A 13364-nucleotide genomic window follows, 5' to 3' on the forward strand; every position below is an offset into this window, starting at 1 on the left:
CGCGCCGCCCGCCTATTTAGCCGGCGACGAGCACGTGCAGCTGGCGTGGGCCGTGCACGCCTTCCACGCGACTCAGCTCGATATCCGAGGTGGCGGAGGGCCCGGCCACGAAGGTAATCGGTTGGCCATCGCGCACCGAATCCTGGAGCCGGGTCATCGCCTCGGGGGTATTGGAAACAACCTGATCGGCGCGCAGCACGCACACATGCGCATCAGGTACCAGGGTGAGCGCACGCCGGCCCTGGTCGGCGCGATGGTCCATGGCAAAAGTACCGGTATTGGCCACCCCGACAGCGGCGGCCGTCACCACCGCATCAATATCGTTCAGCTGGCGGGCGCTGAGGTTATCGTCGTCGTACACCTGGAAACCATCCTCCGCAATAGCCGCGCGCCAGGAAGAATCCAGCCCCGCGGGAAGCACCACGGAGCGCGCGCCGATGGCGTGCAGGTGGGCGACGATAGCCGCCGGGACCGCCTCCGGGGCGACCCGCTCCACGTCGGCCTTGTAATCGGCCACGAGCTCGAGGAAATAATCCACGAGGTCGCCCTCAATGGCGGTGGGCTGGTTGTATTCCCAGCTGATCGCGGATTCTTCCGGATCCCGGCAGGGCACATCACCGAGCGCGGAGCGAATCCGCGCGAAAATCTCATCGCGTGCCGAGGTCATGACAGCTCCTCTGTGGTTGGGCGGCCGAAAATATCAGGTGCGGGCGAAACCGGCCCCGCGGTGGGCGGCACTTGCCCCGCGGTGGGCGGTACTTGCGTCGCGGTGGGCGGCACTTGTCCGGCTCCGGGCGGTAGCTGCGCGGGCGGAGCGGCGGGGGAGCCGTCGATCAAATTTGGATCGCAACCGAGCTGATGCAACTGCCCCTTCTGCAACTCTTTCTGGAAACGCTTGAGCTGCCGTGCTTCGCGTTTCTTGCGCCGCGCGAACGTGGCGCGGGCACTGCGCTTGGGCAGCATGGGAACATCACGGGCCCGGGTCCAGCGGTGCACGCCGGGAATATGCCAATTCCCGATGTAATGCATGAACAGGCCCATCACGCGCCCGCCCACGCTGGCCAGCCGGGCTGCGGCCTCCAGGCGCCAGCCCTTGCCCATCACCCAGCCGCCTCCGGCCATAAGGATCGGTTCCACATGCGGGCGCAGGCCCGCTTCGGCCCGTTTCTTATCCACCGCTTTGCGCCGCAGGTGCACGAGGATATTCGAAATCGGGATTTTCACCGGGCACACTTCATTACACGCCCCGCACAGGGTGGAGGCGAAGGGCAGGGAGCGATCCACCGCCGATTCCAGGCCGCGAATTTGCGGATTGAGAATCGCGCCGATAGGCCCGGGGTAGACTGACCCGTAGGCGTGCCCGCCCACTTTCTCGTAGACCGGGCAGATATTCAGGCAGGCCGAGCAGCGAATGCAGCGCAGCGCCGCGCGCCCCACCGGGTCGGAGAGCACCTTGGTGCGCCCGTTATCGAGCAAAATAATATGTACATCGCGCGGGCCATCACCTTCGCGCGCGCCGGTCCAAATAGTTCCGTAGGGCGCCATGCGCTCACCGGTGGACGAACGCGGCAGCAGCTGCAAGAACACTTCGAGATCCTGGAAAGTGGGGAGAATTTTCTCGATACCCACCACGGAAATGAGGGTTTCCGGCAGGGTGAGATTCATACGCCCATTACCTTCGGATTCCACCACCACCAGGGAACCCGTTTCCGCAATGGCGAAATTCGCGCCGGAGATCCCCACCTTGGTGCGCATGAACTTTTCGCGCAGGTGCACGCGCGCCGCGGCGGCCAGCTCGGCCGGCTCATCGGTCACATCGGGCGGGCAGGGAGTGCCGTACTGGCCCATTTCCCGCAGGAAAATCTCACGCACCTCGCTACGATTGCGGTGAATCGCGGGCACGAGGATATGGCTGGGGCGGTCATGCCCGAGCTGCACAATAAGCTCGGCCAGGTCCGTTTCCCACGCCGCGATCCGCGCTTCTTCCAGGTGTTCGTTCAGGTCAATTTCCTGGCTGACCATGGACTTCACCTTGGTGACTTCGCTTTCCCCGGTGGCGCGCACCAGGTCGATAACGATCTGGTTGGCTTCCTCCGCATCGCGCGCCCAGTGCACGTGCGCCCCGGCCGCGGTGGCGTTCTTTTCAAACTCTGCCAGGTAGTAATCGAGGTGGCGCCCCACCCGGTTCTTAATATCGGCGCCGGCCTGGCGGATATCCTGCCAATTATCCAGCTCGCTCACCACCGCCTGCCGCTTGGCGCGAATGGTGTGGGTGGCGTGATGGAGATTCTTCGCCTGCGTTTCGTTACCCAGCTCGCGTACCGCGGCCTTGGGGAAGGCCGGGGAATCAAGCAGATCCCCGTCGGGCGGGGCCGGGGTGAGGCGTTCCAATTTCAGTGTTTTCATGCGATCCTCCCGGTGGGGGTTGTTGCGGCGCCCGGTACAGCCGCAGCGCCTACGGTTCCCGCCCCGGCGCTCGCACCAACGGGTGCGGTCTGCACCAGCAAATTGACCATGTGAATGGGGCGCACGGGTTTCTTCTCCCGGTGGAGAATCCCCCCGAAATTCATGAGGCAAGCATTATCGAGGCTCGCCACGTATTCCGCCCCGGTTTCCAGCACGTGCCGGGCCTTATCGCGCCCCAGCGCAATAGACACGTCCGAGTTCTTCACGGAGAACGTGCCCCCGAAGCCGCAGCACTGGCGCATATCCTCCAGCGGGATATATTCCAGCCCGCGCACCGCCTGCAGCAGGCGAATGGGGCGATCACCCACCTCGGCCACGCGCAGCGAATGGCAGGAGGCGTGATAGGTCACGGTATGCGGGAAATACGCGCCCACATCCACCGTCCCGAGCACATCCACGATGAACTCGCTGATGTCGTAGACCCGTTTCTGCACTTCGTGGACGCGCCGCGCCAGCTCATCTTCACCGGCATCCAGCGCCAGCATCTCGTGCTGTTCGCGCACCGAACCCACGCAGGATCCGGAGGGCCCCACAATATAGTCGTAGTCCTCAAAAGCTTCGAGGAAAGCCCGCACGCTCGGCAGCGCCCGATCAAAATAACCGGTATTCGTGAACATCTGGCCGCAGCAGGTCTGGGCGCGCGGGAATTCCACCTCGCACCCGAGCCGCTCAAGCAGCACCGCGGTATTATTCACGGTATTCGGGAACATCACCTCGTTAATACAGGTGGCGAAAACCGCAACTTTCTTGCGCGGTTCCGGCCCGGGAATCAGGCTCATATCAACTCTTTTCTTTCGTTTTTGTTACGACGACGGCGCCGCTGCGCGGCGCTGTGCCCGGCCACCCGCGGAACTGAGGCGGGGCAGGAATTCATTTAGGCGAGGAACCCAACCAGCAGGCAGAGCAGGATGAGCAGGCCGCAGGCCCAGGGCAGAGACCGGCGCAGCAGCACGGATTCCTCGCCGACCATATCCACCCCACCGGTGGCAATTGCCAGGGTTTGCGGGCTGATCATTTTGCCCACGGCCCCGCCCACGGTATTGCAGGCAACCAGCAGCCCCGGGTCCGCCCCGATCTGGGTGGCGGCGGTGTGCTGTAGATTGGCGAAGAGCGCCGTTGTGGAGGTTCCCGAACCGGTGACCGCGGTGCCGATCCACCCCAGAATCGGGGCGAGGAAGGGGAATACGGAACCGGCTCCGGCAATCCAGGTGCCGATCGTGAGGGTTTGCCCGGAAAGGTTCATCACGTAGGCGAGGGCGAGCACGGAACCGATGGTGAGGAAAGTCCGGCGCAGCTTATAAACCTGGGCGAACATCAGGCGTGCCACTGCGCCCGGCTTCATCCGGTAGCAGGCGGCCAGCACCAGGGCGGTCAGGAGCAGCAGGGTGCCCGGGGAGCTCAACCAGGCGAAAGTGTAGGTGGTGGAGGCGGCGGGCGTACCGTCGGCCCCGCGCACCAGATTCTCACCCCCGGCCCACAGGGCCGGCCAGTGGATCGTCACATTCGTGGCGGCCAGGGCACCGCGGATCGCCGGCACCATCTGGGTGGTGACGAAAACGGCCACGATGAGTACGTAGGGGAAGATCGCCCAGGCCAGGGCCGCGGGGCGGATCCGTTCGGTGGCCGGCCGGGGTGCGGCGCCGGTGAGGCGCTCGGCCGCGGCCCGGCTCCCGCGCGGTTGCCAGATGCGCAGCAGCGCGATTCCCACCGCCAGGCTCACTAGCGCGGGCACCATATTGACCAGGCCGGGGGCCAGGGTGCGGGCCGCGAACCAGGTGCTCAGCGCGTAGGACGCCCCCACCGCCAGGGCCAGGGGCCACACCTGGGCCAGGCCGCGCCAGCCGTCCATAATGAGGAGGAGTGCGAAGGGGATGAGCCAGACGAGCACGCTGGTTTGTTCGCTGATCTGCGCGGAGAGGGTGGCGGCATCAATGCCGGTGAGGTTCGCGCCGGTGAGCACGGGGGTGGCCATTGCCCCGTAGGGCACCGCGAAGGTATTGCCCACCAGCACCGTGAGCGCCGCCTTCCAGGGCGCGAAACCGAGGGCGAGCAGCATCACGCCGCAAATTGCTACCGGCGCCCCGAAACCTGCCAGCGCCTCGAGGAGGGCGCAGAAACTAAAAGCGATGAAAATGCCCAGTGCGCGCGGATCGGGGGAGAGGCGCGCGAAAGCCTGCATGAGGGTGTCGTGATGCCCGGAGGCCACCGTGAGTTCGAACAGGATAATCGCGGTGAGAACAATCCAGGTGATGGGGAAGATCCCGAAGACGGCGCCTTCCAGGCCGGCGGCCAGCGCCATGCCGGCGGGCATGTGGAAAGCAAAAATCGCCACGGCAAGCGCAACGACGACGCCGCATACGCCCGCCCAGTGGGCTTTGATATGGAAGGCGCCCAGCAGGAGGAACACCGTGAGGAGCGGGAGGAGGGCCACGAGGGCGGAGAGGGTGAGACTCCCCAGCGGCGCGGTAGTTTGTGTAAAGGCTTCCACGATGTTCTCCTATCCATCGCACGAGGTCGGGTCGGATGCGGGTCGGTGAGCAGCGTTGGTCACGGCGGTCGAATCCGAATCCGGTTAAGTCTGATTAAGATCGTACGGACGTAGGTCACAAGATAAAAATTGAGAGCACATAAATAGAGGTGATATTGCACACAAAACACCTAGTAAGGGACTCCTTACTCTGGCGGAAAACTAGTAAATGTGCTAAACGATTCGGCGCGCTGTGCGAGTGGCTAGGTATGTAGCTGACGGCCCGTCCGCTCCGCGTGACACGCCGGACGGGGTGGTTACCAGCTTCACAAAGCGCGGGCCCTAAGTCCTAAAACCGCGGAAATGGGCGCAAAGCGGGAGTGGTGGCGGCGTCGTAACAACCACAAGTTCTAGTGGTCTTTTGTTCTAGGTGCCACTAGGTGTAGTGTTTAGCCTTGTAGTCGTTCCACCACGCACACAGCGTGACAATCCGAAACTGAGGAGACCTCATGAGCATTACCGTCTACACCAAGCCCGCGTGCGTGCAGTGCAATGCCACCAAGCGCGCGCTCGATAAGGCGGGGCTGGAGTATGAGCTCGTGGATCTCACCCAGGATGCGGAGGCCCTCGCCGCGGTCAAGGCCCTCGGGTACCAATCGGCACCCGTGGTCATCGCGAACGGCCGCCACTGGTCCGGCTACCGCCCCGATGAAATCAAGGCGCTCAAGGCCGGCGCGCAGGCCACCGCGGAACCCACCCTGGTGACTGCCTAAGCTGGCGGTGCGGCCGCGTGCCGCCCGCTGAGGAAAGAACCGATGGCACGTATCGTCTATTTTTCTTCTCAAACAAATAACACGCACCGGTTCGTGGAAAAGCTCGGCTACGATGCCGTGCGCATCCCCATCCACGGCGAAACACCCGTGGTGGATGAACCCTACGTGCTTATTTGCCCCACCTACGGTGGCGGGAACCATCGCGGCGCCGTGCCGCGCCCCGTCATCAAATTCCTCAATAACGAACACAACCGTGCACTCATCCGCGGTGTGATCGCCGGAGGAAATACCAATTTTGGCGATGTTTACGGACTCGCCGGGGATGTTATCTCCGCGAAATGCGGCGTCCCCATGATGTATCGCTTTGAACTGCTCGGCACGCCCACGGACGTTGCCACGGTTAAGGAAGGTTTGGAACAGTTTTGGGCATCGCAACACTAACGGATACCGGTTCGGAAAACCTGGGTGATTCGCTCGTTGATTACCACTCGCTCAACGCCGAGCTCAATTTGTACGACGCCGAAGGCAAGATCCAATTCGAGAAGGATCACGAAGCCGTGCGGCAGTACTTCCTCCAGCACGTCAATAAGAACACCGTGTTCTTCCACGATCTAGAAGAAAAGCTCGAGTACCTCGTGCGCGAAGGGTACTACGAAAAACGCGTGCTCGAGGCCTACGATATGGCCTTTATCAAGGACCTCTACAAGAAGGCCTACGCGCATAAGTTCCGCTTCCCCACCTTCATGGGGGCCTTCAAGTACTACACGTCCTACACCCTGAAGACGTGGGACGGTACTCGCTACCTCGAACGTTTCGAGGATCGGGTGTGCATCGTGGCCCTCGCGCTGGCCGATGGCGATACCGAGCTGGCTACCAACCTCATGGAAGAAATGATTACCGGGCGTTTCCAGCCGGCCACCCCCACGTTCCTCAACGCCGGTAAGCAGGCGCGCGGGGAATTGGTATCCTGCTTCCTGCTGCGGGTGGAAGACAATATGGAATCCATCGCCCGCGCGATTAACTCCGCACTTCAGCTCTCCAAGCGCGGGGGTGGGGTGGCGCTCAACCTCACCAATCTGCGTGAGCAGGGTGCCCCGATTAAGCGCATCCAAAACCAGTCCTCCGGGGTGAACCCGGTGATGAAGCTGCTCGAGGATTCTTTCTCCTACGCGAATCAGCTCGGGGCGCGCCAGGGCGCGGGGGCGGTGTACCTGCATGCCCACCACCCGGATATCATGCGATTCCTGGATACCAAGCGCGAAAATGCGGATGAAAAAATCCGTATCAAGACCCTCTCGCTGGGCGTGGTGATTCCGGATATTACCTTCGAGCTGGCTAAGAACCGCGAGCCCATGTACCTCTTCTCCCCCTACGATGTGGAGCGGGTCTACGGCAAGCCGCTCACCGAGATCTCGGTGAGCGAAAAGTACCGCGAGATGGTCGATGACAAGCGCATTAAGAAGACGAAGATTGATGCGCGCCAGTTCTTCCAGACCCTCGCGGAAATCCAGTTCGAATCCGGCTACCCGTACATCGTGTACGAGGACACCGTCAATAACACCAACCCGATTAAGGGCCGGATTACCATGTCCAATCTGTGCTCGGAAATCCTCCAGGTATCCGAGCCGTCCGAATACAATGCGGATCTTTCCTACAAGCATGTGGGCAAGGATATTTCCTGTAATCTTGGCTCTCTCAATATCGCCAAGGCGATGGATTCTGAGGACCTGGGTAAAACCGTGGAGATCGCGGTGCGTGCCCTCACGGCGGTATCCGACCAGACCAGCATTGATTCGGTGCCTTCCATTAAGCGCGGCAACGATATGTCTCACGCTATCGGGCTGGGGCAGATGAATCTGCACGGCTACCTGGGCCGCGAGCGGATCTTCTACGGGAGCGAGGAAGCCCTCGACTTCACCAATATGTATTTCTATACGGTGGCCTACCACGCGATTCGTTCCTCCATGCTGCTGGCGAAGGAGCGGGGGGAGCGCTTCGAAGGTTTCGAGGATTCCACCTATGCGAACGGTGCTTACTTCACGAAGTACCTCGAGCAGGAATGGGTCCCGCAAACCGAGCGGGTGCGTGAGCTGTTCGCGGCGCACCATATCCCCACCCGGGAAGATTGGGCGCAGCTGGCCGCGGACGTAGCGGAATACGGGATGTATAACCAGAACCTCCAGGCGGTTCCGCCCACCGGTTCCATCTCCTATATCAACCACTCCACCTCCTCGATTCACCCGATCGTCTCCAAGATTGAGATCCGCAAGGAAGGCAAGATCGGGCGGGTGTACTACCCGGCGCCGTATATGACTAATGACAACCTGGAATACTTCCAGGATGCTTACGAAATCGGCCCGCAAAAGATCATCGACACCTACGCGGTGGCCACCCAGCACGTGGACCAGGGGCTATCCCTCACGCTGTTCTACCCGGACACCGTGACCACGCGCGATGTCAATCGCAATTACATCTACGCCTGGCGCAAGGGCATTAAGACGCTCTACTACATGCGTATCCGCCAGGCGGCCCTCCAGGGTACCGAGGTGGAAGGTTGCGTCTCCTGCATGCTGTAGGTATGCGGTGTTTACTCGCGCGGAGTGAGTGAACGGTGGGCCGGTTGCGTGGAAACGTAACCGGCCCGCGCGGCTTAAGCGCGGGCGCGGGTGGCGGTACGACGGCCCAGCTAGCGGCCCTCCGGCCCGGTGAGCTCCAGAAGGGAGCGGATATCCGCCCCGGAGATCGGCCCGCGGGCCGCCTCATCCACCATGCCGGCCAGCTCGCGTTTGCGCGCCTGCAAGGCGATGACTTTCTCCTCGATGGTATCCGCCGAGGCAAGCCGGTACACGGTGACCGGTTTATCCTGGCCAATGCGATGGGCGCGGTCAATGGCCTGCTCTTCGGCGGCCGGATTCCACCACGGATCCATAATGTACACATAATCGGCTTCCGTGAGGGTGAGCCCGGTGCCGCCCGCTTTGAGGGAAATGAGGAAAACCGGGGCGCTACCAGCGCGGAACGCCGCAATCGCGCCGGCGCGATCCCGGGTGGACCCATCCAGGTAGCTATAGGTAATACCCTCTCGATCAAGCTGGTGGGCAATACGTTCCAGATAGGTAGTGAACTGGGAGAACACCAGGGCGCGGTGCCCCTCGGGAATAATCTGCTGGAGGTGCTCAAGGAGCAGCGTGGTTTTCGCTGGCGGGGTGGTAATGCGCGGATCCACCAGGCCCGGGTCAATCGCCATGCGCCGCAGCCGGGTGAGCGAGGCCAGAATCGAGATGCGATTAGCGTTCGGGTCGTCGATAAGCCCCAGGATTTCCTGGCGTTCGCGTTCCAGTTGCTTGCGATAGCGCTGCGCGTGGGCCGGTGCGAGGGGAACGCTGAGCTCGGTGACCGTGCGCGGGGGAAGGTCTTTGGCGACCTCGGCTTTGCGGCGTCGTAACATAAAGGGCCGCACCAGGCGCGTGAGCAGCGCGGCCGCCTCCTCATCATTGAATTTCTCAATGGGGTTCTGGAATTTTTCCGTGAAACGCGCGTGCCCCGGGAGCAGGCCGGGGCTGGTGAGGGCCAGCAGGGCCGCCAGATCCGAGAGGCTATTTTCCACCGGGGTGCCGGTAACCGCGAACGTCCAGGGGCGGGTGAGCGCGGCGACGGCGCGATAGCCCACCGTGCTGGGATTCTTCACCGCCTGGGCTTCGTCGAGGATAACCCCGCCCCACTCCACTTTCGCGTACTCCGCCCGCTCGAGGCGCAGCAGAGTATAGGAGGTCACCACAATATCCGCGCTCGCGGCAATACCCGCCACATCCTGTGAACGGCGTTTACCTGAGCCGGTGATGGTGTGCACGCGCAGCTCCGGGGTGAAGCGGGCCGCTTCGCTGCGCCAGACCGGCACTACGGACGTGGGAGCCACCACGAGCACCGGGCCTTCCAACTTGCCCTCCGCGCGTTCGCCGCTGATCATGGCGAGCATCTGCGCGGTTTTACCCAGGCCCATATCGTCGGCCAAGATGCCGCCGTAGTGAGCCCGCGCCAGGTGGGTGAGCCAGGAATAGCCAGCCTCCTGGTAGCCGCGCAGGGTGCCCTGGAAAGTTTCGGGAACCGGCACCGCCTCGCCAAGGTGATCAAGCTGGCCCAGCGCATCGGTGAGCGCCTGCGGATTGGCCAGCGCCGATAGATCCAGGGCGTGCACCCGGGTCCGGGGCACGGAAATGCTTTCCGGGGTGACGGTGCCGAGCGCTGCGGCGTCGTACAAAAGCTGGCGCAACGCATCGAAATCGCTTCCCAGCGGGATGACCACATCTCCGAGCACCAGATGGTAGGTGCCGCTGGTGAGAGCATCGTAGAGGACGGGGAGGGGGACCTCGTGCTCCCCGACGGTGACGGTCACGCCCAGATCCAGCCAGTCGCGATCCTCGGTGACGGTGGTGGTGAGGACCGGGGCCTCGGTGAGGACGGTGAGGTCCGCGTTCTCCTCGAATGTGACCGAGATTCCGGCTGCGCGCCAGGCGGGAACGATATCCTCGCGCAGGTGCTGGTAGCTGGTGATATCCAGGTTGCAGCCGCGCGGGAAGTGGAGGTCCGGCATCTTGGCTGCGAGCCAGGCCCTTTGAGCTGCCCGAAGTTGGTCCTGCGGCAGCTGCATGATGCCACTTCCCCGGGTAAGCGGTGTATACAACGTTGGTGTGTCGCTCGGTTCCGTGCCGTCGGCACCCAGCAGCTGGCGTTCCGCGTACCACTCCAGCAAGAACGGCCCGGTGATCCTACTGGTGAGTTCGGCGGGCGCGGGGCGGCGGATCCGGGCGTGCAGCACCGGCTCGGAGAAACGATGGGGCGTGAACGCGCCATCGGGGGAAACAACCCTGATATCGGGCGGCAGGGCAGGGAGGAGGTTGAGTTCAAAAACGGGGACTTCCGCGGCGGGGATGCGCAAGGGCTGCGCGGAGGCCAAGGTTTCGGAGAGAGCGCCGGGCAGGTTCGGGCTGACCCGGCCAAGCACGTAGGAATCGTTTTCGTAGCTGATAGCGAGGGCCGGCTCGGTGCCTTCGATAACGGCGGCCGGGGTGCCCTGCGGTGTTTCTGGTAGCACTCGCAAGAGCAGATCCTCGCTCCCGCGTTCGCGGGCCGATAAGCTGAGCTGGGCTCCCCAGGGCGCTTTATCAAGGAGGAGCGGCTGGTCGGTATCCCCGCAAAAAAGCTCCACCCCCGCATCGCGGGCATTTTCCAGATAGGCCATCGCCGTGGTACCCAAACTTTGCAAGGAAATACTCGGATCAAAAAATGAGGCGCGTTTGGCTACATCATGTAATTCTTGCAGTGCCGCAAGCTGGAGGGGGTCCAAGCTTTCCGCGGAAGAACTGTAGCCACGCGAAGGGGAGATAGTGGACCAGGTGGTGGTGCGGCGTGACCACTCGCCGTTGAGATTCCGCTGGGTCGGGCGCAGCAAACCCGTGACCGCCCCGCTTTCCGTATTGCGGCTAAGGATAAGCCCGAGACCGCGCGTTACCGGGCGAGGCTCGTGTGCGGCCAGGGTATCGGCAAGCAGCGTTGTCCACGAACGCTCCCGCGCACGGCCTGCGTATATCAGCAACGTGGCGACGATGTGCTTACACCGCGTTGAAACCGGGCAGGAACAGGAGGCGGTGAGGGGATGCACCGAGGTAACGACAACCCGATAGGTGTGCCCGTTCCCGAGCACGCGCGCTGAGATGCCGTAGGCAGTTTCGGTTATATCAAGAACGTGGCCATCTAACGCGTATCTCTGCCCCCGCGCAATCGTGGGAGGCGAGAAATAAAGCTCGTAGAAATCCGAGGTAAGCGCTGCGATAGCAGAGCGAAGTGTGCCGGCCATCCTTTAATTTTAAGACGCATCCGGGTATGGGGAAAGTCCGGGCTCCGGGTTCTCCGGGCCGGGCTCCGGCGGGCGAACCGAGCGCGTCGCGTTCGGGGCGGCGCGGTAGGATGGGTGCCACTTCCGCGGAATCGCCCCGTGGAGAAAGAAGGCAGAGCAGGTGAGGAATCGATATCGGCACGCGGGCACCCTGGCGGTGCTACTGGGCACGCTGCTCACGCTGGGTCTGGTAGCGGGGCTAGTGGGCGGCTGCGCACTGGTCAAAGCCCCGGTGCTCGCCGCTCCGATTCCCCGCCCGGTTACGTACGATAATTTTGGCGACGACGCCGTCGCCGTCGTTTTAGACGACGGCGACAACCTTAGCCAACGCGATCTCGATGCCGAATTTGACGACTCGGGCATTGTGGACGGCCGGGTTTTGGCCGCCGCCTACCACCGCGGTGCCGGGTTTCCCGATTCTGTGAACGCTGCTCTGAGCGACGATCCCAAGGTGAGCGACGTCGGCCTGGGGGAGGGCCTGCCCGGGGCGGGCTACAACTTCCCGGGAATCCCGCAGGTGGGTACCTTCTTCCACGTCGTTCCGGGAACCACCCAGGTGATTCGGGGATGCACCGGCGTGGTGCTCGATACCCCGGGCCGCTCCCAGATTCTTTCCGCCGCGCACTGCTGGCCCGGAGATGCCTTCGCCGCCACCGTTTTTGTGCCCCAATTCGCCATTATCGCGGGTGCCGCCTATATCCCCCACGGCATTTGGCGCATCGACCCGGACGCCGTGGTCATCAACGATGCGTATTACAGCGATGATGACGATGCGGATCGGTACGACGCCGCCATCCTCACCGCGGACCCGGACCGCTTCGGAAACCTCCTCGAAGATGTAACCGGCGGGCTATCCATCGCGGAGGTAAGCCCGGAACAACCCGATATTGAGGTAATCGGCTACCCGGTGGCCGAATCCTTCGAGGCTGATAATTACACGTCCGCCTACCCGCGCCACTGCCGCAATTCCACCGAAACGTTCACGGAGAACGGCGTGGATTACTTCCATATCGAATGCGCCGGGATGCCCACCGGGGTCTCCGGCGGGCCCTGGCTCCAGCAGAACGAGGGCGGGGAATGGGCCATTGTGGCGATTACCGGCGGGGCACAGGACGGCGGGGGCTATACCGATGACGAATCCGTGGGCGTCCCCATGGATAACCTCATCGCTGACCTGCTGGAAGAAGCCCGTATCACCCTGGAGGATGCCACCCTGGAGCCCGGCAAACCGGCGCATGAAGTCCTCGGCTACCTGGGTGGCCAGCCCGACCGCGCGGATGCTTTCACCGTATGGCCCTCCGGGGCGGTCGCGCTCTACCTGGATGCCGGTAGCGGAGAGGAAACCCTGCCGCGAGCCGAAGAAGAAACCGGCGAGGTATCCCAGTTAAATGCGGCGCGCACGTTTCGTTCCGTGCGGATCCTCGGTGGGCGTGATCGCCGTTTACGTAATCTCCGCACTCTCGCGGCCGGGGACCTGGACGGCTCCGGCATGGCCGATATCCTCACCCTCGGGCGGGATGGCGCCCTCATCCTCTGGCACGATCCGGGGCTTTTCGGCCTGCGCCACCCCGAGCACCTCAACCCGTATCTCCCCCTCGAATTCACCAATGTGGAGAAGATGAGTATCGCTGATGACACCCTCACCGTCACCGGCACCGATGGCACGACGACGCAGTATGCGGATATCTCCGAGCAAGGTATCCAGCCCCGGTCGCGCACCTCATGACCTGGCTCGCACCGCTTACCGATTCAACCGTCTAGAATG

At 62.9% G+C, this 13364-nt stretch carries 9 protein-coding genes; 4 read left to right on the top strand and 5 right to left on the bottom strand.

Going from position 1 to position 13364, the window contains the following annotated elements:
- Window positions 1-16: 16 nt before the first annotated feature.
- The 4 genes from AC5RK6_RS02930 to AC5RK6_RS02945 all read right to left on the bottom strand — a co-directional run bounded on the left by AC5RK6_RS02930 (window position 17) and on the right by AC5RK6_RS02945 (window position 4954).
- Window positions 17-667: a LutC/YkgG family protein gene (locus AC5RK6_RS02930; RefSeq protein WP_016442127.1), complete on the bottom strand. Its 651-nt coding sequence runs from the start codon at window positions 665-667 to the stop codon at window positions 17-19.
- Window positions 664-2406, bottom strand: a complete 1743-nt coding sequence (locus AC5RK6_RS02935; protein ID WP_274778618.1) for a LutB/LldF family L-lactate oxidation iron-sulfur protein — start codon at window positions 2404-2406, stop codon at window positions 664-666. Before AC5RK6_RS02935 ends, AC5RK6_RS02930 begins: the two co-directional genes overlap by 4 nt.
- Entirely contained in the window at window positions 2403-3245 is an 843-nt protein-coding gene (locus AC5RK6_RS02940; RefSeq protein WP_016442129.1) for a (Fe-S)-binding protein, read from the bottom strand. The genes AC5RK6_RS02935 and AC5RK6_RS02940 overlap by 4 nt, the downstream gene beginning before the upstream one ends.
- A gap of 95 nt (window positions 3246-3340) precedes the next feature.
- Window positions 3341-4954: an L-lactate permease gene (locus AC5RK6_RS02945; protein WP_435730957.1), complete on the bottom strand. Its 1614-nt coding sequence runs from the start codon at window positions 4952-4954 to the stop codon at window positions 3341-3343.
- A gap of 488 nt (window positions 4955-5442) precedes the next feature.
- On the opposite strand from AC5RK6_RS02945, the gene nrdH reads away from it, so the two are divergent.
- Genes nrdH through nrdE form a run of 3 tightly spaced genes read left to right on the top strand, consistent with a single transcriptional unit; the run spans window position 5443 to window position 8282 of the window.
- Complete coding sequence (gene nrdH, locus AC5RK6_RS02950) at window positions 5443-5706, top strand: glutaredoxin-like protein NrdH (protein ID WP_016442131.1); 264 nt, start codon at window positions 5443-5445, stop codon at window positions 5704-5706.
- Window positions 5707-5748: 42 nt separating this feature from the next.
- Window positions 5749-6147, top strand: a complete 399-nt coding sequence (gene nrdI / locus AC5RK6_RS02955) for a class Ib ribonucleoside-diphosphate reductase assembly flavoprotein NrdI (RefSeq protein WP_016442132.1) — start codon at window positions 5749-5751, stop codon at window positions 6145-6147.
- Window positions 6129-8282 carry a class 1b ribonucleoside-diphosphate reductase subunit alpha gene (gene nrdE, locus AC5RK6_RS02960; protein ID WP_375713884.1) on the top strand — a complete coding sequence of 718 codons (2154 nt, stop codon included), beginning with the start codon at window positions 6129-6131 and terminating at the stop codon, window positions 8280-8282. The genes nrdI and nrdE overlap by 19 nt, the downstream gene beginning before the upstream one ends.
- 110 nt (window positions 8283-8392) lie before the next feature.
- On the opposite strand, the gene AC5RK6_RS02965 is transcribed toward nrdE, so the two are convergent.
- Entirely contained in the window at window positions 8393-11560 is a 3168-nt protein-coding gene (locus AC5RK6_RS02965) for a DEAD/DEAH box helicase (RefSeq protein ID WP_284891884.1), read from the bottom strand.
- A 160-nt stretch (window positions 11561-11720) separates the two neighbouring features.
- On the opposite strand from AC5RK6_RS02965, the gene AC5RK6_RS02970 reads away from it, so the two are divergent.
- Window positions 11721-13325 (top strand): trypsin-like serine peptidase, encoded by a 1605-nt coding sequence (locus tag AC5RK6_RS02970; protein WP_274734267.1) that lies wholly within the window; start codon window positions 11721-11723, stop codon window positions 13323-13325.
- Window positions 13326-13364 lie beyond the last annotated feature (39 nt).

This window comes from Actinotignum sp. usb-actsch-213 (genome assembly GCF_059085665.1).

Coding starts and splice junctions, on each gene's coding strand:
- AC5RK6_RS02930 (WP_016442127.1), bottom strand. CDS start 667: ATGACCTCGGCACGCGATGAGATTTTCGCGCGGATTCGCTCCGCGCTC.
- AC5RK6_RS02935 (WP_274778618.1), bottom strand. CDS start 2,406: ATGAAAACACTGAAATTGGAACGCCTCACCCCGGCCCCGCCCGACGGG.
- AC5RK6_RS02940 (WP_016442129.1), bottom strand. CDS start 3,245: ATGAGCCTGATTCCCGGGCCGGAACCGCGCAAGAAAGTTGCGGTTTTC.
- nrdH (WP_016442131.1), top strand. CDS start 5,443: ATGAGCATTACCGTCTACACCAAGCCCGCGTGCGTGCAGTGCAATGCC.
- nrdI (WP_016442132.1), top strand. CDS start 5,749: ATGGCACGTATCGTCTATTTTTCTTCTCAAACAAATAACACGCACCGG.
- AC5RK6_RS02965 (WP_284891884.1), bottom strand. CDS start 11,560: ATGGCCGGCACACTTCGCTCTGCTATCGCAGCGCTTACCTCGGATTTC.